Origin of the sequence: Nitrobacter sp., from assembly GCF_047149785.1 — a bacterium.
GTDB lineage: Bacteria > Pseudomonadota > Alphaproteobacteria > Rhizobiales > Xanthobacteraceae > Nitrobacter.
The window spans coordinates 1,583,019-1,606,963 of sequence record NZ_BAAGBE010000001.1 but is presented as its reverse complement, the minus strand read 5'-3'; the positions used below and the strand labels follow the sequence as shown (position 1 = coordinate 1,606,963).

General features: G+C 62.2%; 16 protein-coding genes and 2 pseudogenes. 6 read left to right on the top strand and 12 right to left on the bottom strand.

Features of this window, described 5'->3' with window-relative positions:
* Positions 1 to 13: 13 nt before the first annotated feature.
* A pseudogene (locus tag ACMDCM_RS07370) lies at positions 14 to 956 on the bottom strand (IS630 family transposase).
* Between the two features lie 184 nt (positions 957 to 1,140).
* Between ACMDCM_RS07370 and ACMDCM_RS07365 the strand changes: the two are divergent.
* The 3 genes and pseudogenes from ACMDCM_RS07365 to ACMDCM_RS07355 all read left to right on the top strand — a co-directional run bounded on the left by ACMDCM_RS07365 (position 1,141) and on the right by ACMDCM_RS07355 (position 3,945).
* Positions 1,141 to 2,084, top strand: a protein-coding gene (locus tag ACMDCM_RS07365; protein ID WP_412772958.1) for an IS630 family transposase whose coding sequence is annotated in 2 segments (ribosomal slippage) — positions 1,141 to 1,476 and positions 1,479 to 2,084 — 942 coding nt in all. Because the reading frame shifts where the segments join, the coding sequence is not laid out codon by codon here.
* 85 nt (positions 2,085 to 2,169) lie between these two features.
* A pseudogene (locus ACMDCM_RS07360) lies at positions 2,170 to 2,924 on the top strand (IS5 family transposase).
* A 70-nt stretch (positions 2,925 to 2,994) separates the two neighbouring features.
* Positions 2,995 to 3,945: an IS481 family transposase gene (locus ACMDCM_RS07355; protein WP_412772957.1), complete on the top strand. Its 951-nt coding sequence runs from the start codon at positions 2,995 to 2,997 to the stop codon at positions 3,943 to 3,945.
* A 97-nt stretch (positions 3,946 to 4,042) separates the two neighbouring features.
* On the opposite strand, the gene ACMDCM_RS07350 is transcribed toward ACMDCM_RS07355, so the two are convergent.
* The 5 genes from ACMDCM_RS07350 to ACMDCM_RS07330 form a co-directional block, all read right to left on the bottom strand.
* A complete protein-coding gene (locus ACMDCM_RS07350; protein ID WP_412774692.1) occupies positions 4,043 to 4,462 on the bottom strand; it encodes a hypothetical protein in 420 nt (139 codons plus the stop codon).
* A gap of 291 nt (positions 4,463 to 4,753) precedes the next feature.
* Positions 4,754 to 5,845, bottom strand: a complete 1,092-nt coding sequence (locus ACMDCM_RS07345) for a transglutaminase-like cysteine peptidase (protein ID WP_412772956.1) — start codon at positions 5,843 to 5,845, stop codon at positions 4,754 to 4,756.
* A gap of 248 nt (positions 5,846 to 6,093) precedes the next feature.
* On the bottom strand, positions 6,094 to 7,428 hold the full coding sequence (locus ACMDCM_RS07340) for an HlyD family type I secretion periplasmic adaptor subunit (RefSeq protein WP_412772955.1): 1,335 nt from the start codon (positions 7,426 to 7,428) through the stop codon (positions 6,094 to 6,096).
* Positions 7,415 to 9,646, bottom strand: coding sequence for a type I secretion system permease/ATPase (locus ACMDCM_RS07335; RefSeq protein ID WP_412772954.1), 2,232 nt, complete (start codon positions 9,644 to 9,646; stop codon positions 7,415 to 7,417). The genes ACMDCM_RS07340 and ACMDCM_RS07335 overlap by 14 nt, the downstream gene beginning before the upstream one ends.
* A 306-nt stretch (positions 9,647 to 9,952) precedes the next feature.
* Positions 9,953 to 11,527: a TolC family outer membrane protein gene (locus tag ACMDCM_RS07330; RefSeq protein WP_412772953.1), complete on the bottom strand. Its 1,575-nt coding sequence runs from the start codon at positions 11,525 to 11,527 to the stop codon at positions 9,953 to 9,955.
* A gap of 317 nt (positions 11,528 to 11,844) precedes the next feature.
* Between ACMDCM_RS07330 and ACMDCM_RS07325 the strand changes: the two genes are divergently transcribed.
* Complete coding sequence (locus tag ACMDCM_RS07325; RefSeq protein WP_412772952.1) at positions 11,845 to 13,020, top strand: saccharopine dehydrogenase family protein; 1,176 nt, start codon at positions 11,845 to 11,847, stop codon at positions 13,018 to 13,020.
* Positions 13,021 to 13,035: 15 nt separating this feature from the next.
* Here the strand turns inward: ACMDCM_RS07325 and ACMDCM_RS07320 are convergent, their stop codons facing one another.
* The 4 genes from ACMDCM_RS07320 to ACMDCM_RS07305 form a co-directional block, all read right to left on the bottom strand.
* A complete protein-coding gene (locus ACMDCM_RS07320) occupies positions 13,036 to 14,301 on the bottom strand; it encodes an O-antigen ligase family protein (RefSeq protein ID WP_412772951.1) in 1,266 nt (421 codons plus the stop codon).
* 35 nt (positions 14,302 to 14,336) lie between these two features.
* Positions 14,337 to 15,866 (bottom strand): undecaprenyl-phosphate glucose phosphotransferase, encoded by a 1,530-nt coding sequence (locus ACMDCM_RS07315; protein WP_412772950.1) that lies wholly within the window; start codon positions 15,864 to 15,866, stop codon positions 14,337 to 14,339.
* 111 nt (positions 15,867 to 15,977) lie between these two features.
* Positions 15,978 to 17,111: a glycosyltransferase family 4 protein gene (locus ACMDCM_RS07310; protein WP_412772949.1), complete on the bottom strand. Its 1,134-nt coding sequence runs from the start codon at positions 17,109 to 17,111 to the stop codon at positions 15,978 to 15,980.
* 3 nt (positions 17,112 to 17,114) lie between these two features.
* Positions 17,115 to 17,813 (bottom strand): polysaccharide biosynthesis/export family protein, encoded by a 699-nt coding sequence (locus tag ACMDCM_RS07305; RefSeq protein ID WP_412772948.1) that lies wholly within the window; start codon positions 17,811 to 17,813, stop codon positions 17,115 to 17,117.
* Positions 17,814 to 17,999: 186 nt separating this feature from the next.
* On the opposite strand from ACMDCM_RS07305, the gene ACMDCM_RS07300 reads away from it, so the two are divergent.
* Positions 18,000 to 20,147: a GumC family protein gene (locus ACMDCM_RS07300; protein WP_412772947.1), complete on the top strand. Its 2,148-nt coding sequence runs from the start codon at positions 18,000 to 18,002 to the stop codon at positions 20,145 to 20,147.
* Between the two features lie 154 nt (positions 20,148 to 20,301).
* Here ACMDCM_RS07300 and ACMDCM_RS07295 read toward each other — a convergent pair whose 3' ends face one another.
* A complete protein-coding gene (locus ACMDCM_RS07295) occupies positions 20,302 to 21,495 on the bottom strand; it encodes a GNAT family N-acetyltransferase (RefSeq protein ID WP_412772946.1) in 1,194 nt (397 codons plus the stop codon).
* A 541-nt stretch (positions 21,496 to 22,036) separates the two neighbouring features.
* Between ACMDCM_RS07295 and ACMDCM_RS07290 the strand changes: the two genes are divergently transcribed.
* Positions 22,037 to 22,834 carry a phosphatase PAP2 family protein gene (locus tag ACMDCM_RS07290; RefSeq protein ID WP_412772945.1) on the top strand — a complete coding sequence of 266 codons (798 nt, stop codon included), beginning with the start codon at positions 22,037 to 22,039 and terminating at the stop codon, positions 22,832 to 22,834.
* 208 nt (positions 22,835 to 23,042) lie between these two features.
* Here the strand turns inward: ACMDCM_RS07290 and ACMDCM_RS07285 are convergent, their stop codons facing one another.
* Positions 23,043 to 23,585 carry a hypothetical protein gene (locus tag ACMDCM_RS07285; protein WP_412772944.1) on the bottom strand — a complete coding sequence of 181 codons (543 nt, stop codon included), beginning with the start codon at positions 23,583 to 23,585 and terminating at the stop codon, positions 23,043 to 23,045.
* Positions 23,586 to 23,945 lie beyond the last annotated feature (360 nt).

The window sequence follows — 23,945 nt, the reverse complement described above, 5'->3', positions numbered from 1 at the left end:
GAGCATTTCCTATTTAGGTAGAAGCGTATCCTGCGTTGATGAAGTAGTTTTGGCATTCTGCTGGCTGGATGGCTTGGACGAGTTCGCCGAGGGTGCGGCAGACATTGTCGATGGTTCGCCTTTACGCGATGCGCATCCAATGCTTGATCTTTGCGAAGGTCTGCTCGATTGGATTGAGATCGGGAGAATAAGGCGGCAGATACCAGAGCCTGGCTCCTGCGGCGTTGATCATGCGGCGCAGTTCTGCGGATTTGTGGCTGCCGAGATTGTCCATGATGACGATGTCGCCGGATTTGAGAACCGGCACGAGTTGCTGGGCGACATAGGCGCGGGAGCACTCGCCGTTGATTGGCCCGTCGAAGACGCAAGGGGCCGTGAGGCGATTCCAGCGCAGCGCGCCGAGGAAGGTCAGTGTGCGCCAGTGACCGTGCGGTGCGAAGGCCCGCAGGCGCTCGCCCTTTGGAGCCTATCCGCGCAGCGGCGCCATGTTGGTCTTGATCCAGGTCTCGTCGATGAAGACCAGCCGGCGAGGATCGAGGCCCGCTTGCCATGATCGCCAGCGTCGACGTCTGCGCAGGACGTCGGGCCGGCCCTGCTCAAGGGCGAACAGTGTTTTTTTTGAACCGTAATCCCTCGCGCCGCAGGAACAGCCAGATCGTATTATGCCCGACCTTGATGCCGCGCGCGGCCAATTCGTCCCTGAGCTGGTGCAGCGTCACATGAGGCGTCTGGCGGATCCGGGCCGCGATAAAGGCGCGATGCGCTTCCAGCACCGCCTTGCGATGGCCGCCCATCTGGCCCGGCGCAACGGACCCGGTCGCACGATAGCGTTGAGACCACTTCACGACCGAGGAAATCGCAACCCCGAACCGTGAGGCAACCGAGCGGCAGCTCTCACCTTTCGAGACCGCTGCCACAACCCGCCGTCGAAGATCGCCAGAAAGTGGTCGTCCCATCCTTGCTGGCCTCCAATCCAGCAAGAATCTTGAATCAGAAGACCCCTGATTTGAAAACCAAAATCCGATTCCGCCTAAACAGGAACCGGTCTAGAGCGGGATGGGTCTAGTTTGAATCGATTGGGGATTCCCAAATCGGAGTGCATCTGATTCAACATGCTGGCTGGGCAGGAGGCCAGTATGGATGGGACGACCCTATTCGGACGACCTTCGTGAGCGGGTGGTGAGGGCTGTCGTCAAAGGTGGCCTGTCGCGGCATCAGGCGGCGGCCCGATTTGGAGTCGGCATCAGCACGGCGATAAACTGGGTGCAGCGCTTCCTCGAGACCGGCAGCGTCAAGCCGGACCAGATCGGCGGCTATAGGCCAAAAAAGATTTCGGGGCCGCACCGCGAGTGGCTGATCCAGCGGTGCCGGAAGGATTTTACCGTGCGCGGTCTGGTGGCTGAACTCACTGAACGTGGCCTCAAGGTCGATTATCGCACGATGTGGGAGTTCATCCACGCTGAGAAGCTCAGTTACAAAAAAAGACGCTGATTGCCGCCGAGCAGGATCGTCCCGATGTCGCCCGTCGGCGGGCGCAGTGGGCCAAGTATAAGGATCGGATCGATCCCACTCGGCTGGTGTTCATCGATGAGACCTGGACCAAAACCAATATGGCGCCGCTGCGGGGTTGGGCGCTGCGCGGTCAACGCATCAAAGCCAAGGTGCCGCACGGCCGCTGGCAGACCATGACCTTCATGGCCGCCTTGCGCCACGATCGCATCACTGCCCCGTGGTTCATCGAGGGGCCGATCAACGGCGAAGCCTTCCTTCTCTACGTCGAGAAGGTTCTGGCCCCAACCTTGCGGCACGGCGACATCGTCATCATGGACAATCTCGGCTCGCACAAGGCCAACGCCGTGCGTCGCGCCATCCGTGCCGCTGGCGCTCGGCTCTTCTATCTGCCGAAATACTCGCCCGATCTGAACCCGATCGAGCAGTTCTTCGCCAAGTTCAAACACTGGCTGCGCAAGGCCGCTCAGCGAACCGCCGAGGCTGTCTACGATGCTATCGGGTCGATCCTGCAAACCGTCTCACCGGACGAATGCACCAACTACTTCGCAAACGCAGGATATAACCAAACCTAAACCCACCCCGCTCTAGGCTCCAAACCCGATCAGAGTATTGAGGTTAGGAAGCAAATCAGATTCAAGCTCTGCACGGAGCTTGACGATGGCGAATGAGTTTTGGCTAAGCGATGCGCAATGGGCAGCGATCGACCCGTTGCTTCCGAAGAGCCGCCCGGGAGCGCGCCGGGTCGATGATCGCCGCGTGATCAGCGGGATCGTGCATGTGTTGAGGATCGGTTGTCGCTGGCAGGATTGCCCCTCATGCTACGGCCCGCCGACGACGATCTACAATCGCTTTCATCGATGGTCGGCGCGCGGCCTGTGGCAGAAGTTGTTTCGCGCCTTGGCAACAACCAGCCCCAACGACGTGCACATGATCGACAGCACGACAGCAAAGGCGCATCGCTCGGCAGCGGGCGGAAAAGGGGGGCGGAGGAACAGGCGATTGGTCGCTCGCGCGGGGGGCGCACGACCAAAATCCACGCCGTCGTCGACGGCCAGGGCCGACCGCTCGCCATCGAGATAACACCCGGACAACGCGGCGATCTTCGCGTCGTTCTGCCTCTTCTCTCCGGTTTGCCAGCGGCACGCTTATGCGCCGCCGATGCCGCCTACGACAGCGACGGCTTTCGGCTTTTTCTGCGTCAACGCGGGACCCTCCCGGTCATCCCGAACAATCCAACACGAAAGCGAACCCATCCCTTCGACGCCGAAGCCTATAAGCTGCGCAACCGGATCGAGCGCATGTTTTGCAGGCTCAAGGATTGGCGCCGCATCGCCACCCGCTACGACAAGCTGGCGCGCAACTTCGAAGCGGCCATCAATATCGCCGCTGTCATAACTTGGTGGACCAATTGAGTCTGGAGCCTAGATGTTTAGTCCCACAGTGTGATGGCGTATCATTATCGTCGTCAGAGAGGGACGCGCTATGGGCCAAGTTCTTCACGGGAGCGCCACGACCACGCACGCCGTTCGAACGGAGCTACAGCGATCGCAGGCTTCAGCCGCGGAACTCGCGCGGCGCTTCGGGATCAACGAGAAGACCGTGAGGAAATGGCGGCTCCGTCAGACGGTCGAGGACGAGCCGATGGGTCCGAAACAGCAGCGAAGCTCCGTCCTCTCGGGCATTGAGGAGGCCGCGATCGTCGCTTTGCGCGTGCAGTCCCGTCTGCCCCTGGACGACGTCTTCGTCGCACTGAAGGACGTCATCCCGCACCTGACGCGCTCGTCATTGCATCGCTGCCTTCAACGTCATGGAATTTCTCGGCTGCCGAAGATCGATCGTGAAAAACCGAAGCGGTTCAAGGCTTACGAGATCGGCTACTTCCACATCGACATCGCCGAGCTGCGATATGAAGGCGGCAAGGCCTATCTGTTCGTGGCCGTGGACCGGACCTCCAAGCTGGTCTTCGCCAGAATCTATCGGAAGGCAACCAAGCTCGTGGCGGCGGGTTTCCTCAAGGCGCTGGTGAGAGTTATTCCCTACAAGGTCCACACGGTGCTGACGGATAACGGCGTTCAGTTCGTCCAGCACGACAAGAGAGCCGAGGGCGGCTTCGTCGCTCACGTCTTCGGAAGGGCCTGTGCCGAGAACAGTATCGAGCACAGGCTCACCAGGCCCTATCATCCTTGGACCAACGGCCAGGCTGAACGAATGGTCCGAACCATCAAAGACGCCACCGTTCGCGCCTTCCACTACGCCTCGATCGACGACCTGCGACGCCACGTCCGGGACTGGTTGCTGGCCTACAACTACGCCAAGCGGCTCAAGGCACTCCGCTTCAAAACCCCGCTCGAAGCCATCAAACAAATCAGCGCCGAAAAGCCACAGTTGTTCACCCGTCAGCCAAGCCATGACATGCTGGGACTAAACACCTAGAGTCTGTTTCAACTGCGTTGAATCAGACTCGTCGCTTATCTTTTTGTTTGAGCATGATCTTTCCCGAAAACCGGTTTCCACTTTTCGGGATCATGCTCTAAATCTTCTGCCCGCCCTTGCCGCCGCCGACGGTGATGCTGATGCGCTGGATTTCGGTGCGGCCTGCCGGGTACCTCACCTCGATGGTCGCGCTGTCGACGCCGGCGAAATCAGGCTTCGACTTGTAGAAGGCGACGAAACCGGGCACTTCGAGCGCGAGGCACTGCTTGTAGTTGGTGGCTGTGACGTTACCGCGCCTGATCGTGAGCGTGCCGTTGGCCGGCGGCTTGAGCAGCCGAATGGCGGGCAGGGGGCCGCTGGTGCAGTCGGGCTTGACGTTGAGATAGAGACCGACCCGGATGTTGGCGGCTGCCGCGCCTTTGGCCGACCGCTCGACGGTCGCAGTCTGCGCCCATGCCGAAGACATCAGGGCGACAGCGAGCGAGAAACTCACGCCGAATGTCGCCAGCGAGACCATGCCGTCCAGAGCCCTTCCCCTTCTGATGGAATCAGAAGAGGACTCCATGATCTTGATGTGATGCGGTTTCTTCACGCGAACCGGTATCCGCTTTGCTTGAAAAGGTTCCAGAGCGGCGCGGGTTTTTGATGTCACGGAGCGCACCATGCAAGCAGGGTCGGCTGCGGCGGATCACGTCGCCGCCGAGCCTGAAGATTAGCATGAAACCGTACGCCATGCAGCCTGGATGAGGAGAAGGGCGCGGCCGTTTACTCGAAGAGGGCGCGGCCTTCGGCGCCCTGGCAGCGATCATCAGAGCAGAAGAGGATGTTCGGAGCCAGCGTTTCCCAAAACCGCTGGGGTCTTTGGCTCGACGATATCGCGGATTCGGAAAGTGACGAGCGGCGCGGACGACCCTCCGCCTTCAGCCGCATCAGCGCCATCCGCCGCGGGCAGCACCGCATCCACGTTGCGATCATGTCGCTGCGACAGGTAGGGCGAGGCAAACAGGCTGATGCCGTTCGCGTTGAGCGCATACATCGGCGTCAGGTAACCGGCCTCGCTATCGATCGCGAGGGTTGCGCGGCGATTGTCGAGGATGATCCAGCTACCGCGATGCCGAACCGCGAGCACGGCGTGGTCCTCGCGAACCGAGCGGTCGCGTACCAGCAGGATGCGCAGGTCCTGCTCGGCGATGCCGACCTCCCTGAGCAGCGCGTATTTGGCAATTGCATAGTCCTCGCAGTCGCCGCGACCGCTGCGAAGCGACGCGAGAGGGGCCGACCAGACGTCGAGCACGCCATGCTGCGTCAGGTCGCTGGCGTAGGCGATCTCGCGGTTGACAAGCCGGTTCACGGTTTCCAGACGGGCAAGGCCGTCATGCGCCTTCGTTTCGGCGGCGAGCGCGACGAAACGGCTGGCAGCCGGCGTGCAGGTGGCGGGATCGCTGCGGCAGGCCGCGACGGCCCGCATCTCGACGTCGTAATTCGCTTTCAACGCGCGCCATTTGCGCCATAGCGGACCTTCGGGGGCCTTGAACGTAAACAGGCCGAACGGTTCGGCCGACACCTGCGTCGCCGACATCGCGCCTGCGATCGGTCCGGGAACATCCGAGGCGACGGTCTCGCCGGCGGTCGAAGCGACGCGGACGTTTTGGTCGGGCGGCGCTTTCCCGTCGAGCCTCGCCAGAACGCCGTTGATCGAGAAGAAGCGCGCGCCGCCGGTCCGCGGCGCCGGTGCAGGCTTGAGCGACTCCAGCATCGATGGCGTTATCAGGTCATCGAAGATGTGGGTCTTGAGTCTGTCTTTCCTGGCCGCCTGGCTTTCGTGCGTGGTGCCGGCCAGGATCGCGAGGCTCAGGAATGTCCCCGTGACGACGATGCGGCACCGGAATCCGATCAACATGAGACGCCCCAGTTTTCCCGGGATCGTCGGTCGGCTTCAGCCGATCCTCGTCCCGTGTTTGGGACGATCAATAGTCGAGCGCGGCTAGAACCGCGTTAAAGCGGCGTTGCCTCAACCGGATATCCGGCAACGAGGCCAATAAGAGGATGCCGAAGCACGTCAGATTTAATCGAAGAATTGCGTAAGATTTGAATCAAAGTGAAAAGCACGAGCCACCGCCGCCGGGCGATAGCCGAACTGCGCGCCGCTTAACGCTCGCGGAGCGCCTCGTCGCGGAGCAGGCGGGCGGGCCGTATCAGATAATCGAGCACCGATTTGTGTCCCGTCATCACCTCGACGGTTGCGACCATGCCCGGAATGATCGGCAGCGGCGCTTTGCTGGTGCCGAGATGGTTTTTGTCGGTTCGTACGATGACGCGATAGAAGGTTTCCTTCTCGCCGTTGCGGCCTGGCTTGTCGTCGGTGATCGCGTCGGCGCTGACGCGCTCCACCTTTCCATTCAGCGATCCGTAGACGGACGAGTCGTAGGCCGAGATCTTCACGATCGCATCCTGGCCGGCTCTGATGAAGGCGATGTCCTGCGGCCGGATCTGGCCCTCGACCAGCAGGTTATCGTCCAGCGGAACGATGTCCATCAAGTTGCCGCCGGGCTGAATGACGGCTCCGATGGTCGTCACGTTGATCTTGTTGACGATGCCGTGCACCGGGGATTTCATTTCCGCGCGGAAAACACGGTCCTTTGCCGACTTGATATTTTCCTCGAGCACCGCGAGATCGCCGCGGGACTTTGCGAGGTCTTCGTCGGCCTGCGCCCGCAATGTGGCCTTCGCGTTCTTGAGGCGTGATTCCGCTTCATGAATTCCCGCCTCCGCCTTGGCCATCGATGCTTTTGCGACTTCCAACTGCCCCTGCATGTCGGTGGCCTGCCGCTGGACCCGCAGCATTTCAATCTCGGGAACGACTTTCTGGTGATACAGCTTCTGCGTGAGATCGAGTTCGCGCTGCAAAAGCTTCAGCGTATTGGTCAGTTTGTCCGCCGTCGCCCTGTACTCTTCGAGCTCGCTTCGGCGCTGGGTTGCCTGCTGGGCGATCACGTCGATGTCCTGCGCGAGCTTGCGGGCGCGGGCCTGGAACACGCTCTGCTCCGCCGCCACCGCGGCAGGTGCGGCTTTCACAAGCTCGGGCGGGAATTCCAGCGTGCTTTTTCCGGCCGACTCGGCCTCCAGCCGTGCAACGCGCGCGGCGGTGGCGTATCGACGCTCGCGAATCTCGCCGAGTTCGGACGCGAATTTGATATCCTCGATGCGCATCACGGTCTGGCCCTTGGCGACGATATCGCCTTCCTTCACCAGGATGGCGCCGACAATGCCGCCTTCGAGCGACTGCAAGACCTGCATCTGCTGAGTTGGGATCACGCGGCCATGGCCACGCTTGACTTCGTCCAGAATTGCAAAATTTGCCCATATCAACGCGACCACAATCAGGGCCAGCGTCGAGAACAGGATCATGCTCGATGTCCGCGGAGTGCGGAGTTCGACGGCCGCGCGCACATCGTTCGCGAATGCGAAATCAGACTGGTGCATTTGACGTCATCGCCGGAGTTTCGAATCTGACCGGTTCGGCTTTGCGTTTGGCATTCGCCCGCGCGGTTGCCTGGAGGGTCGCAAGGATCGCTTCGCGCGGACCATCCGCAACCAGTTTGCCGCGCTCGAACACCAGTATGCGATTGACCAGCGAGAGCAGGGACGGCCGGTGCGTCGAGACGATGATCGTCATGTCGGTTTTCGCGAGCGTCTTCAGGCGTTCGAGAAATTCGGCCTCGCTGCGGACGTCGAAGTGCGCCGTCGGCTCGTCCATGAAGATGATCTTGGGATTGCGGATCATGGCGCGCGCCAGGCCGATCGCCTGCTTCTGTCCGCCGGAAAGGCTGCGCCCGCCCTCGGAGATCGGCATGTCGTAGCCGAGCGGATGTCCCGCGATGAACTGTTCGACGCCGGCAAGCCTCGCGGCGCTCACGACTTCCTCGTCCGTCGCGGAGGGTTTGCCAAGCGTGATGTTGTCGCGCAGCTTGCCGAAAAACAGGTCGGTGTCCTGCATGACAAAACCGATGCCGGTGCGCAGGTCCGCCGGATCGTATTGCCGCGAGTCGATGCCGTCGATCGAGACGTTTCCTTCCCGCGGCTCGTAGAAGCCGGCGAGCAGGCGACCGACCGTGGTCTTGCCAGATCCCACGCGACCGATGATCGCGACCCGCTCGCCGGGCGCGATCTTGAAAGAGACCTTTTCCAGAGCACTCTCGTTGCTGTTTGGATAGGAGAAGCTGACGTTGTCGAAGACGATCGAGCCTTGCGCGATCTTTCGCTCGACAAAGGTGCGCCCCGGCGGTCGTTCGCGCTCCAGATTCATGAGTTTGTCGATCGCCCGCAGCGAGATGACTGTCTGCGTGGCGCGCGTAATCAGGGAGGCAAGGCTGGAGATTGGCGCCAGCACGCGACCCGACAGCATATTTGCGCCGATCAGCGCGCCCATCGTGATCTGACCGTCGAGGACCAGAAAAACGCCGACGACGATCAGGAGCATGCTGGTGATCTGTTGAGCAGAGCTTGAAACCGTCAGCGCGATGGATGACCAGAGATGGACTTCCTCGCCGGATCTTGCGGTCGCCGCGACCGAACGTTCCCACGCGGTCTGCATTCGCGATTCCGCTCCGGTCGCGCGGACGGTCTCTATTCCCGACAAGGACTCGATCAGGACGCCATGCCGGGCAGCCGATTCCGCCTGGAGTCGGTTTATCGCCCGGTCGAGAGGGCGTTGCAGGATGATGCCCGCAGTCAGCACGATCGGCAGCATGGTCAGCGGGATCCAGGCGAGAGGTCCTGCGATCAGAAAAAGGACGCCGATGAAAATGATGGCGAACACAAGATCGGTTGCGGCAACGATCGTTCCCGACGTGAAGAAATCCCTGACGGATTCGAAATCGCGCATCTGGTTGGCGAGGATGCCGACGGAGGTCGGCCGGTTCGCCATCTTCAACGCAAGAACGTGCTCGAAAATATCGGATGCCAGAACGACATCGATTTTCTTGCCGGTGATGTCGATGATCCGGGCGCGCACGATTCGAATGATGAAGTCGAAAACGATCGCGAGGCCGAGACCGACCGCGAGCGCTATCAATGACGGAATCGCGCCGTTCGGAATGACGCGATCGTAGACGTTCATCGTGAACAGCGGGGCGGCGAGGGCAAGCATGTTGACGAGAAACGCTGCGAGGGCGACATGCCAGTAGTTCGAACCGAACTTGCGAACCACGGTCCAGAACCAATGCGTCCTTGGAGCATCGCCTGCTGCGATGGCGCGAGCATCCGCCAGGCCTGCCGGTTTGACCAGAAAGGTGTAGCCGGAATAATTCGCAGCCAGTTCGGATATTCCGTAGGTCTCGCGCGCCTCCAGCTTCATGGCGTCGATGACGGTTGCGGTTCCTTCCGAGCCATTGATGCCGATCAGGATGAAAGGCGGCCTGTTTTTCATAATCAGGAGCGCGGGAAGAACCAGCGCGGGGATATCGGCAAGGGCGCGCTGGACCGGCTCGATCTCGAGACCCGCGCGCAGCCCCGCGCGCTCGACGAGCGTCGCGGTCAACTTTCCGTCGACCGTGGGAAGTCCGGCGATCAGGGCTTGACGGCTGATCGCACGACCATGGTGGGCGGCGAGATAAAGTAACGCGTCGGCAAGGTAGTCCGGTTGACTGTCCGCACGTCCGGACTCGTCCGACTGATGGCTGACTGACGCGTTGGGTTTCACGGATCGCTTTCCTGGCCTGGCTCGATGCCGTCCTATCGTAAGCGCAATCAGGTCCGGAAATCGGAAAACATCAAAACAATACTAATTCGTACCGGCGTAGCAATAATACTAATTTATACTGTCAGCAGCATGCCGCTGCATCGGTTCAATTCTAGAGACCCTTCGCTTCTGATGGGATCAGAAGCGGGCTCCAGGATTTTGATTTGACGCGTTTTCCTTACGCGAACCTGTAACCACTTCACTCGAAACGCCATAAAGAGCACGGCCGGCAATCTCGCCGCCCAAATTATCGCTGGCCCGCCGAGACTATTTCGCAGCCGCAGCCTCGTGAGGCATTGCGCGCCAGTTGGCGGCGGCCTCGACCAATTCGGACGCCGGGTTGACCGCACTCCAACGGTCGGTAAAGCCGGGATCCCGGGTAGCAGTCCGACTTCCCGTCGACGCATAATTCAGAGGACCGACTGGCTGACCGATCTCGGTCTTGAGGGGGGCGGGTCCGGACACCGGCGCATGCAGCAGCACAGGCGGAAACTTGGTCGGGAACAGCCCGAACGGCTTGATCGGCAGCGGTGCTGCGTCGGCCGGCGGAGGCGCTTTGATGTATTCGACCAGTTCACCCATCGCGGCGAGGAGCTGATAGTCGGCGAACACCGCGACGCCTTGGGTGGAGACCAAGGACACCAGCCCGTTGAAGAGCTGGTTCTGTGCGTTCAGAAGATCGACCAGGGAGCGCTGTCCAAGTTCGTATTCCTTCTGATAGGAAACGATGACTTTACGGTCTGAGGTGATCTGCCGGTTCAAGGCGGCGATCCGGTCGGCGGTCAGCGTTCGGGCAGCCCAGGCTTTGTCGATCGATTCCACCGCATCGCGCTGCAGGCGGGCGTGCCGCATCGTGCCTTCGATGTACCGCTCCGCCATTTCCTTTCGCTTCCAGGTGTCCTGGCCGCCACGAAAGATATCCCAGCTTACGACCACCTTGCCGCTGACGTCGTCACGGCGTCCGACATAGCTGTCCGAATCGATACCCTGCGATGCACGTCCCTCAAGATAGACGTTCGGCACGAACGCGCCGGCCGTACCGTCGAACGCGTATTTTGCTGCGCGCGCATCGGCATCGGCGGCCTTGATGGTGGGATTGAACTGCAGCGCCCGGGCGAGGGAGTCATCTTTCGATTTCGGCATTCCACCGAGCCGTCCGGGCGTCCGCAGGTTGATCGGCTCCAGGCCGACGGCTCTGCGATACTTCCCGCGAGCTTCATCCAGGCTCTGCCGGAAACCGGCCAGGGTCGCCTCGGCGGCCTCGACGCGCTCACGCGTCTGTTCAAGATCTCCTTCCCCCGCGCGCCCGCCGTCAAAGCGGGCCTGGACGTTCGCGAACAGGTTTCGGTGAACCCTGACGTTATCTTCGGCTATGGCGATAAGACGCAAATAGCGCGTCACGTCGATGTAGGCTTCGGCGGCATCGAGCGCCAGCAGTTCGGTTCGCTCGTGAACGCGCGCTGCGGCGGCGTTAACGCGCGCCGTTTGGCGCCAGATCTCGTTGATCGAGGTAAAACCGTCGAATAGCAACTGCCGAACGACGACCGATGCGGCGCGTCCGTTCATCCAATCTCCATTGCCAAGGGGAGCCGGAACAACATTCTGGTTGAACCGCTCAGGACCCCAGCGTCCTTCCACGCGCACCTGCGGCAGCAGCGTTCCCTGCTGTTGACGAAGTTCCGACTCGGTCGCACGCCGGTTGGCGGCGGCCTCCCCAACGCCGGGGTTCGTGGCAACCGCTTGCTTTAACGCATCGTTGATCGAAAAACCGCTTTGAGAATGAGCCGCGATAGGCAAGGCCGCCAAGCCGATCGCAATAGGTACAATTATCTGAAATCGCATTAGCAATACTCAAAATCTGACAGCCGTTGAGTATTGTTTGATAACATAACGGTTCCCAGCAGGTTGAAGATTCGAACAGCTATGAACGGCTCGAAGCCTCGTTTAAGGCGCTTTGCGGGCAAGTGTGGCACAAAAACCTCATAAACGAGGCGCAAAAGAGGTATCCAAATAGTATTTGCGTGATGAACCGGTCCGAAGGTAGCGGCGCGTTCCAGGGCAGGTTCAGGGCGCAGGGACGTGGTTGCGCTACCTTCAGAATGCGCACATAGGCAGATGCGCGCCCGCGGGCTAAGCAGGACGCTTTCGGGGAATCGGCCATGGCGTCGGCGGAATTCGACATTGTCGTCTACGGTGCAAGCGGGTTCACCGGCCGGCTGGTCGCGGAATATCTTGCCACGGCGTATCGCGGCAGCGATCTGAGGTGGGCGATCGCGGGCCGCAGCCTCGACAAGCTCGCGTCGGTGCGCGACGCCATCGGCGCGCCGCGCGACCTGCCGCTGATCGCCGCGGACGCCGGCGATCCGGCGTCGATCGAGGCCATGGTTGGCCGCACGGCGTCGGTATTGAGCACGGTCGGACCTTATCAGCTTTACGGTTCCGGTCTCGTCGCGGCCTGCGCGGCCGGCGGGACCGATTATCTCGACCTCTGCGGCGAGCCGATCTGGATGCGGCAGATGATCGACGCCCATGAGGCGGAGGCGCGCAGGAGCGGCGCGCGGATGGTGTTCTCCTGCGGCTACGACTCGCTGCCGTTCGAGCTCGGCGTGTTCTTTCTACAGGAGGCCGCGAAGAAGCAGTTCGGATCGAGCGTCCCCCGGGTCAAGGGCCGCGTGCGCAAGATGAAGGGCACGTTTTCCGGCGGCACGGCCGCGAGCATGAAGGCGATCTTCGCCGCGGCCGCCAACGATCCGAGCCTGTTGCCGAAGCTGCGCGACCCCTTCGTGCTGACGCCGGGGTTCGAGGGGCCGAAGCAGCCGCCGGGCAACAAACCGCTGTTCGACGAGGATCTCGGGATGTGGGTGGCGCCGTTCGTGATGGCGAACATCAACACCCGCAACGTCCACCGCTCCAACTTTTTGCTCGGTTTCCCCTACGGGCGGGATTTCGTCTACGACGAGATGATGGTGGCGGGGCCGAAAGACACCGGCGAGGCGACCGCGAAGGCCATCATCGCCGCCAACAACAAGCTCGGCGCGCAGGGCGGTCCGAAACCGGGCGAGGGGCCGTCGAAGGAGGAGCGCGAGAGCGGATATTACGATCTTCTCTTCGTCGGTATCGCACCCGACGGACGGCAGGTGAAGGCGGTCGTGACCGGCGACCGCGATCCCGGCTACGGATCGACCTCCAGGATGATCGCGGAATGCGCGATCTGCCTGCGGCGCGACACTCCCGACGTCGCGGGCGGCTTCTGGACGCCGGGCGCTGCGATGAAGGACGCGCTGCTCAAGCGTCTGGTCGATCGCGCCGGCATGACGTTCACGATCGAGGCATAGCCCTTTTGCCCGGCCCTATAGCGGCATCTGCCGAACGGGAGGCTGCCGGGAGGCGGCCGCGTACTGGTGGGAGGCCGCGAACATACCCCACATCATACCGAGCATCATCCAGAAGTGGCGCCAGTGATCGGTGTCGATGACGAAGCTCTCGCCGACGGTGCCGAGAAACGCCGCGAAGATCGCGAGATAGGCTCGTTGCCAGGGGACGCGGGCAAAAATGTAGCGAAAGCCCAGAATGACGGTGGTAAAGATCAGCACGGGATAGCAGATGCCCGAAATCCACCCGCCTGACATGAAGGCGTTCAGATACGAGTTGTGGGTGTCTTCCGGAAAGAACCGCGTGAACTGCAGCGGGCCGATGCCGAGCGGCAGGTTCAGCGCCATCTGGAAGCCGAGAATATGACGGCCGAAGCGGCCGAAACGGCCCTCGTCGTAGCTCTGGTCGAAACTCGCGCGCTCCTTGAACAGGCTGTCGATCGAATCGAACGACAGCAGGATCGCCAGCAGCAACGCGATCACGGCGGCCGCGACCACCGCGGTCGTGACCAGCCGCGACCGTTGTTTCGTTGACGGACTGGTCAGGAACATCAAGGCCAGCATGAACGCCGATGTCAGCACGAACTGGCCCCAGGCCGCGCGCGAAAACGCCAGCAGCAGCGCAAGGCTGATGATCCCGAGCACGATGGCGCTGCGAACAGCCTTTCCGAAGCTGTCCGTGACGATGCTTTGCAGAACGAACAGCGCCGGGAGGATCAGGAACGCGGAGAGCACGTTCGGGTCCTTGAAGGTGCCGCGCGCGCGGCCATAAAGCGTCAGCACGTCGTGTTCGCCCGGCACCAGATGGAAATAGCCCGCGATGCCCGCAAGAGACGCGATCACAGCGCCGAAGATCAGGCCGCGCCGCAGCAGGTCGAGCCGCGCCGCGGTGTCTTGCGAAAACACCAGCGCGAAGAAGATGACCGTCAGGGCCATGTACCAGGAGGTCATGATCCAGTTGACGATCTGGGTCTTGTCCATGAGATATGCGGCGCAGATCGTGTAGCCGAGGTTGAGCAGAAACAGCAGCAGCACCAGCGGAACGAACGCCAGTCGCATCCGCAGGCCCGTCGCGACGAATACGATCATCGCGAGCAAGGTTGCAAATTCGTACGGGCTGGGCTCGATATAGACGATCGCGCCGCCGGCCCCGACCAGCCACAGCAGCGCGCGCTGGAGCGAGACGACGCCCGGCGCCTGCGTCAAGGGTGGGAACGAACTGTCAAACGCCGCGGGATACGCCATCACACTCTCGAAAAACTCAACGCGCGAGGATCGGATCAATAAGCGTTTTCGGACTTCAACAGGGCCAGCGGCGTCTTGAGCAGAATGTAGAGATCGAACAGCACCGACCAGTTCTCGATGTAGTAAAGATCGTACTCGACGCGCTTCTGGATCTTTTCTTCGTTGTCGATCTCGCCGCGCCAGCCGTTGATCTGCGCCCAGCCGGTGATGCCGGGCTTGACGCGATGGCGCGCGAAATAGCCGTCCACGGCATCGTCGAACAGGCGGCTTTGCAGTTTGCCCTGGATGGCGTGGGGGCGCGGCCCGACAAGCGACAGGTTGCCCTTGAAGACGACGTTGAAAAGCTGCGGCAGTTCGTCGAGGCTCGTCTTGCGGATGAAGCGTCCGACGCGGGTGACGCGGCTGTCGTTTTTAGTGACGACCTTCGCGGCCAGCGGATCGGCCTGATCGTGAAACAACGAGCGGAACTTGAAGACGTCGATGCGTTCGTTGTTGAAGCCGAAGCGTTTCTGGCGGAACAGCACGGGGCCCGGGCTATCGAGCTTGACCGCGAGCGCGATCAGCGCCATCACCGGTGAGACCAGCAGCAGGATAAAGACGCCGGCCACCCTGTCGAACAGCCATTTCAGCACCAGATCCCAGTCGGTGATCGGGGCCTCGAAGACGTCGAGCATCGGAACTTCGCCGAGATAGGAATAGGCGCGCGGACGGAAATGAAGCTTGTTGGTATGCGCGGACAGCCGGATATCCACCGGCAGCACCCACAGCTTCTTCAACATCTGGAGAATGCGGGTTTCCGCCGAGATGGGCAGCGCGAACAGCACGAGGTCGAGCCGTGTCCGCCGCGCGAATTCAAGCACGTCGTCGACCTTGCCGAGCTTCGGGATTCCGGCGCAGGTTTCGAGCGCACGCTGATCGTTGCGGTCGTCGAACACGCCGAGAATCTCGATGTCGGAGTCGTCCTGCGCTCGCAACGCGTTGATGAGATTTTCTCCGCTCTCATCCGCGCCGACGATGACGGTGCGGCGATCGAGCCGGCCATGGCGCGCCCAGCGGCGGACGATCGCGCGCAGCACGAGCCGCCCCGCAAGCAGGCCGGCCAGGCCGACAAAGAAGAACGAGGCCAGCCAGAGTCGCGAGACGGTGTCGCCAAGTTTGACGAAGAACGAGACACCGATGAACAGCAGGAAAACGAAGGCCCATGACGAGATCATCCGCGTCATCTGCCGCAACTGGCCGCGAAAAACCTGGACCTCGTAGATATCCGCGGCCTGGAAGCAGACGACCGCGGCGGCGGCCACCGCCAGAATCGCCGCGATAAAATCCCAGTTGAAGCCGTCGATGCGGGCGACGTATCCGAGGTAGAGCGCGATACCGATCAGGCTCAGCAGCACGAAGTCGGCGGCACGGACGACGCCGGCGATGACGACGGGCGAATAGGCCGGGCGCACCTTCTGATTGGTGATCGCGAGCGCCGCGGGCGACAGCCGTCGCCGGCGCTCCACGGGAACCGCACGGCCGCTGCTCGCCGCATCAGTCCTCGAGCGAGCGTTGATAAGGTTCATGTCCTCAAGTCCGCATCTGCGTGCACGGCGCGATGTGGTGCCGTGCAGTCCGGACTTAAGGACTAATCGGGAAGATTTGGTTTCGTGGAACCCGAAGCATTCCGGAAACGGTTAACGTTTCGCAAACGCCTCGCGATAGCCTGCCATGACGCCTTCGACCATCGCCTTCTGCGAGAAGTGCAGGAAGATGCGCTCGCGCAGCGATTTCGCGCGCTCGGCCGCGGCCGCGGGTTCATCCAGCGCAGTCTTGATGGCCTCCGCCATGGCGCCGACGTCGTCGGGCGGGAACAGTGCGTCGGTATGGGAATCGAAAATCTCGGGAATGCCGCCGACGTTCGCCGCGATCGTGGGAACGCCCGCCGCGGCCGCTTCGATCACAACGTACGGCATGGAATCGCCGCGCGACGGAACGACCAGCAATCGGCCCTTCGAGAATCCGTAACGCGCCTTGACATGTCCGATGAAGCGGACCGCATCGCCGAGATCGAGCCGCTCGATCCGGGCTTTCAATGCCTCGGTTTCCTCGCCGTCGCCGCCGAGGGTGAGCGTGACGGGCCTGCCGCCGGCTCGCAATCGGGCCACCGCATCGATCAGGAGATCGGCGCCCTTGATGTGCCTGAACTCGCCGACATAGGCGACATCGGTCGCGTCGTCGGAAAGCGCGACCGGATCGAATTCATTGGCGGTGACGCCGTTGAATACGCATTTCACAAGGCCGGCGGGCGTGCCGACGATCCGCTGATACGTATTGCGCGCGAATGCGCTCTCGAACAGGAACAGGTCGGTGCGGTTCATCAGCGCTCGTTCGAGACGGCTGTAGAACGCGCCTTTCATCGTCGTCAGCGGGTAGTGCAGCGACCCGCCATGCGGCGTGTAGACTCGGATGGTGGTTTTCGACGGTCCCTTGAGCCGTACGAAGGCGCCGGCTTTTGCGCCGTGTCCGTGAAGGATATCCGGCTTCAACTTTCGAGCCAGCGCGGCGAACCGCGTCCACGCAAACAGGTCGGTGGGGTGGGGTTCGCGGCGGATCGGAATGCGGTGGACACCCAGTTTCAGTCGCGGCGCAATCTCCGCGAAAGCCTCATCCGCGCGCTCGCCCCCGGTGAGGCTGTCGGCGACGATGCCAACCAGATGGCCGCCACTGGCCTGGCCGTTCGCGAGATCGAGAATGTGCCGGATGATTCCGCCGACCGGCGCGCGGACAGCATGCAGGATGCGAAGCGGTCGATCGGACGATGGCGTCATGCCTCAGAACCATCGTTCATTGACGAGGACGGTGTCGCCGGGGCTGAGCAGGGTGGTGGTGGGCACGACGAGGCGGACGGTGCCGCGGGCGTCGGTGTGGGTGAGGGTGACGCGGTCGCGTTTGGCGCGGGGCGAGAAGCCGCCGGCGATGGCGACCGCGCTCTCGGCCGTCATGTTGGGCACGAACGGATACTGCCCCGGCGCGGCCACCTCGCCGAGAATGAAGAACGGCCGGTAGGCCTCGACCTCGGCGGCGACATAGGGCTCGCGGATATAGCCGTTGCGCAGGCGCGCGGCGATCGCGGCGGACAGCTCGGCCGGGGTGCGGCCGCGCGCGGCGACGGCGCCGATCAGGGGCATGGTGATGCTGCCGCCGGCATCGACCAGATAGGTGTTGGTGAGTCCCTCCTGTCCGTAGACCACGATGCGCAGCCGGTCGCCGGCATCGAGGCGGTAGGCGGGATCGTGCACGACGGGCGGCGGCGGCGCGGCGTAGACGACGGGCACGGCGGTGCGCGAGGGCCGGTTTCTCATGTCGCGGCGGACCACCGGCGGCGGCGCGGCGGCCCGCGGTCCGCCATAGGCCAGCGCATCGAGATCGTTGTGCGGACGCACCATCGCCGCCGGCGCCGGGCGCCGCATGCACCCCGACAGAGCCAGCGCGGTCAGCAGGCACAGGGTGATGGCGCGCACGCTTCGCATCAGGCATTTCCATGAAATATCAAATCCATTTAAGGGCTTTTGTGGTTAATAAAGCGTAATCGGCAAATCGGGACGCACCGGTCGGCGAATGCGCCTGCTCGTTGAGTTAACCAGGCGGCAACCATAATGGGGTGTAATCGTCGCGGCGGCAGGTCGAGGGACGTAAGCGTTCGGCGGGAGTATGCGATGCGGTTTGCGTTATGGCGTAACGGCAAGGACAGGAAGTCGCCCCCGAACACGGTGTCCGCGCCCGTGGTTGCGCCGTCGGGCGCCGCTTCGCCGCAGCCGGGCGATCTCGATGTGCGCGCGATCTGGCGGGCGCTGATGCGAAAGAAGCGCGCGATCATCATCCCGACGCTGCTCGCTTTCGTGCTTTCGCTCACCGTCGTCAACCTGATCACGCCCAGATACAAGTCCGAAGCCCGCATCCTGATCGATGGCCGCGAGAACGTTTTCCTGCGTCCGAACGGCGAGCGCAACGACGAGCGCAACGCGCTCGATCCCGAAGCCGTCGCCAGCCAGGTCCAGCTCGTCCTGTCGCGCGATCTCGCCCGCGAGGTGATCGAGAAGAACAAGCTTGCGCAGAATCCGGAATTCGATCCGGTGCTGCGCGGCGTGTCGCCGATCAGGTCGCTGCTGGCGCTGTTCGGAATCGGCCGCGACCCGCTGCGGATGACGCCCGAGGAACGCGTTCTGGATGCCTATTACAGCCGGCTGACGGCGTACGCCGTCAATAAATCCCGCGTGATCGTCATTGAATTCCAGTCGCGCGATCCGGAACTCGCGGCGCGCATCGCCAACTCGATCGCCGACGGCTATCTCGTCCTGCAAATGAGCGCGCGTCAGGAGCAGGCGAAGACCGCCGGTCAGTGGTTGTCCGGAGAAATCGACAGCCTGCGCAAGAAGGTTTCGGATGCCGAATCGCGGGTCGAGGATTTCAGGTCCAAGTCCAGCCTTTTCATCGGCACCAACAACACCTCGCTGTCGAACCAGCAACTGGGTGAGATCAACACCCAGTTGAACAACGCACGCGCCCTCAAGTCCGACGCGGAATCGAAAGCGCGGCTGATCCGCGGGATGCTTCAGAGCGGCAAGCCGATCGAGGCTTCCGAGGTTCTCAATTCGGAACTAATGCGCCGGCTGCAGGAACAGCGTGTCACCTTGCGGGCGCAACTGGCGGAACAGTCGTCGACCCTGCTGGGACAGCATCCGCGGATCAAGGAACTGAAGGCCCAGCTTGCCGATCTCGATCATCAGATACGCGAGGAGGCCGAGAAAATCTCCCGTTCGCTGGAGAATGACGCGCGCATCGCCAGCGGCCGGGTCGAGAGTCTCAGCAACAGTCTCGACCAGTTGAAAAAGCAGGCGACGTCATCCAACGGCGACGACGTCAAGCTGCGCGCGCTGGAGCGCGAGGCGAGGGCGGAGCGCGACCTGCTGGAATCCTATCTCGCGAAATATCGTGAGGCCACCACGCGCGAAAACATCGACGCCGCACCTTCCGATGGCCGCATCATCTCGCGCGGCATCGTCTCGAACACGCCGGCGTATCCGAAAAAGCTGCCGATCGTCCTGATCGCGACGCTGGCGACCCTGATGCTGACGGCCGGCATTGTCGCGACCGGCGAACTGTTGCGCATCACCGCGCCACGGGCGCCGGCGGCGTTCGACGCCGTTGCGCCGCGGGCGGAAGTCGCGCCGGCGCCGCGCGAAATCCGTTCCGAGCCTGCGGTGGACCTGATCGGGATCGACCGTCTCGCGAATGACCTGCGGATTGCGGGCGAGTCCGCGCGCAAGGTCACGCTGATGGGCACCGGCCGGAACGAGAGCGTCATGCAGAGCGCGCTCGCGCTCGCGCGGCTTCTGGCGCAGAACGCCAAGGTCGTCCTGGTCGATCTGTCGCTCGCATCGTCGACCCTGACCGCCGCCTCGGTCGATCCGACGGCGCCGGGCGTAGCCGAACTGATGCTGGGGGAGGCTTCCTTCGGGCAGGTCATCAGCCGCGACGGACAGTCGCCGCTCCATCTCGTCCTCGCGGGGCGGTCCGGCATCGATCGCGCGCTGCTGCAATCGCCGCGCCTGACGATTGCCCTCGATGCTCTGCTGCGCGTCTACGACCACGTTCTGCTCGCCGCGGGCACCGCCACCGATCTGCCGGCGAAATTGCTGACCGATCAAGCGCGGGCGATCGTCGTTCCCGATCCCTCGATGACCGCGGAGGCGCGCGCACGGTTGAGCGGCCAACTCACGACCATAGGCTTCGCCTCGGTGACGATGCTCGATCCGGTGTCATTGCCACCGGAGATCCGGACCGATCCCCGCGAGGCGGCCTGATCGTTCGCCACGGCGTTTTCGAGCGAAACATGTCCTGGGGCTTCACCCCGGGGACGGGTGCCGGTTCGCGTGAAGAAAACGCATCAAATCAAAATCATAGAGCTTTCGCTTCTGATTCCACCAGAAGCGGAAAGGCTCTCGAAATATCGCGTCGTCAGCGGCGCAGCGCGCCGCGCAGCGCCTGCGCCATCCGCTTCAGCGCCGGCGTCTGTTTGACGATCCGCTTGGCGTGAGCCATCGAGGACATGCCGAGGGCGGCCATCCTGCCGCGCGTGGTGAGCGGCAGGTAGCTGTCGAAGATCGGCTCGTCCTCCTTGCAGAACAGGCGCTTGTAGTCGTCCGATCCGATCCCGAGATCGAGCGAGGTGTAGCCTCGCTCGGCATAATGGTCGACGATATCCCGCATCAGGATCAACCCCGGACTGTAGCGGGCGTTCTCCGACATCGTGTAGGTGTTGAACATCATCGAGAAGCGCTGCCCGTCGGCGACGCCGGCGAAGATCGCGATCACCTCGGCGTCGCATTCGAGGGCGTGGATTTCGATGGCGCGACCGCCGCCCGGCAGCGGGGTCAGGCAGGCCGCGCGCAGGAAATCCTCGACACCGGGATCGGCGAACACGTTCGGCAGCTTCTGCGCGGCCATCCGCAGCGGCTTGATGGTGAAGAACGCGTCGCTCATCCGCTTGATTTCAGCGTCGGTCGTGGCCACGCAGTAGCGGTAGCCGGGCAGCGCCTGCAGCTTTCGTTCCTTGCCCTTGAGCCGACGGCGAAACGAGTTGCTGATGCGCTCGGCCGGCGGCGCGCCCGGCGCCATCGTTATCCGCGGGCAGCCGTTGGCGGAAGACTGGCCCGGCAGCAGCGCCATCGGATTTTGCAGGTCGCGCCAGCGCCGCGGTTGCCGCGTGAGCGCCAGCACGTCGAGCTTCGCGGGAGCTTGGCGGATTCCGCGAAGCAGCATGTCGAGATCGGCCGGCGTGGCCGCGGCCGCGAAATCCCGCTGCCAGAGCGCCATGTTGAAGGTCGTGTGCTTGCCGCCCATGAAGCGGGCGACGCCGACGCCGTTCTCGGTTTCTGCCACGAGCGGCAACAACAACAACGGCCGCCGCTCGGCGTCGCAGGCGACAATGATGCAGGGCCGAAGATCGTTGCCGGTTCCGACGTGCCGCTGCCAGGCAGAGAGGAAGTCGAAGCGCTGATAGGGGGTCGAGAACTGTGATGTCTCGAGGCGCCGCCAGATCGGCTCGGCCTCGCGCATATCATGAAGGATGTCGATATGCGCGATACGCCGCTCGCCCGACTGCGCCTGTGCCGTCGCCGTCTGGCTCCCGATCACGGCCGCCATGGTCATCGCTGAAGCCTGTTATCGTATTCTGGTTACGTTTTCGCTTTGCCGGACCTTCGCAAAGAAACGTCAACAAAGGGTAATGGCGATAGGCGAGTGGCGAGGGGGCGGTCGCCCCCGCGAGGGAGGAGGGGGAGGAAAAGTGTGCGGCGGCTTTCCGTCCGTCTCCCGCTCGAGTCTGAAATGCCGGAATCGAACACGTTCATGATTTGGATCGACCCCTTCCTGCCTCTGACGGAAACGGTGAAAGACTCCAGGTTCTTGATTTGACGCGTTTTCTTCACGCGAACCGGTATCCATCCTCGAAATCAGGCCCCGGGGACATGCTTCGCGCGAAAACGCTACAGGCGCGGGCCACACAGCGCCGTCGCCGTCGCAAGCACATCTGCTTCGGGCGTCCTTTGCATCCCGTTTTCACATATTCAGCGATACGTTCGCGCGCTCGCTTCAGGCGCCAGCAAACGAGGTCCGATCGCATCTCTCCCTGTGTGGGCCGCGATAGCCGTGGATTTTGTGCCGGTGAACGGCCGCCAGCCATGATTGCTTGTTGACCGGCGACGAGTTTGCACGCAATAGCAAGCCCCCTGGATATCTGCGCTTGCACGAACCTTCATTTCCGGTTGATGCGATGAGTACATTAACGACGACCATTATGGCTCTCGATAAAGAAATCCTGCTTGCGTTCAATGCATTCGGCGGGCGAAACCAGAGCCTCTGGGACCTCGCGAACAATTCGCTCTTTAGAGGATTCCCGCTGTTTTTTTCCATTGTCGCGCTCTGGTTCGCCAACGAACAACCGGAGCGTCGCGCTCGAATGCTGGCCGGACTGTTGGCGGTCTGTCTGGCGACGATGTTATCGGTCTGGTCGCAGTTTCATACCGCCGTCCATATACGTCCGATCATAGATCTGGCCATTCCGCTCGACACCGTCATTCCCCGAACGCCGTGGGATCGGACGAATTCGTTTCCGAGCGATACGGCGACCTTGTTTTTCGCCCTAGCTGCGGTTGTTTTTGTTGAGAAGCGTTCCGCCGGGCTTTTTTGTTTCGTCTGGGTCGCGGCGATCGTCGCGATTCCCAGGATTATCGTCGGGCTTCACTATCCGAGCGATGTCATTGGCGCATTCGTTCTGGGATTGGCGAGCGTTTTTATTTTTACCGGGTTTTCGTATCCAAAGGGTCTTTTTCGACGCCTGCTCGCGTGGTTCGAGGGCCGCATGTATATTGTTCATGCGCTTTTGTTCATTTTCCTGGCTGAAGCGTTCGACTTATTCCCAAGCTTGCAGGCCCTCGGAAAATTGCTTGCGCGACTGCTTCACGCCCAGAGTTTCATCCAACTGCGTTGACCTGAACTCCGGCCTTAATTTGGTTATGGAGTGTCGACGCGCCGCTATCGAGGGATGCCTGACATTGCCGCGGCTGTCGGCGAAGTGAAGGAAAAGAGGTGAAGGCAAGCGGCGGCATGATTGCTACGATTATCAGCAAACGCCTGTCGGCGTTGCACCTGTATTCCCGGCGCAACGCCTCAGGGCCGTCAAATCCGCGCTCGTATCTCTATTCTCTTCTCGACTTCGAGTGGGAAGAATGCGAGGAGTGCGAACTGCTGTGTTTGGAAGCAGGTTCCCCGACAGAAGCAACCTGCTGCGAGAGCTGATCAAGGCGTGTATGCAGATTTCCCACGTCCGTCTGAAGAGCGCCTATCGACTTCTTGACGGATTCAGAACTTGTCGTCCCCGCCTTATCGATCTTTGTCTCCAGCTTCGCCTCGAGAGTGTTGAAATCCGCTCCCTTGAAAGAGCCTAACTGCGTTTGTACGGCTGCGATGCGGGATCCCAGATCCTTGAGCTGTGCTTCGATCTGCGACGTGTCGAATGAGGGCGGCGTCTTCATCTTGGCTTCAAGATTGAGCACCCGCTTTTCAAGCCCGGCGGTCGCGTCTGCATGAGGTGCCGCGTGAGGCGCAGGCGGAACCGCCGCTTTCGCTTCACTTGTAAGTCGGCCGTTGCTGCTCCATACCAAGGCCATGCTGCCCAGGAACATCACGCCGATAACAGCTATGCCCCAGATCAACTGATTGGAGCGACCGTGTTCGTTCATCACGTTACCTCCCTTCAAGTCAGGCGCGGAGTATGACTGCCCTGCGACTGTTTGTACAGGGGGCGCGCGCCTGGCCCGGCGTCATTCTTCTCGGCGCAGCGCGAGGGGCAGGGCGGCCATGGCGCGCTTGGCGGATCAGGACGGTTGAGCATTGTCAAGCGTTGGGCTGACGTAAGACCCGGAGGGGTTCCACGAGATTCTTATGCTTCCCAATTCGGCATCATCGCGGGCCATCCGGTGACGGCTCCGACAATCCCGCCCGATTCACGACATGGAGCGCGACGGCCGCGGTGAGCTACGGGAAGATTGCGAGGGCTTGAGCTGCTCGTTGGTGAGACGGTGAGAGTAGTTCACCAGGAA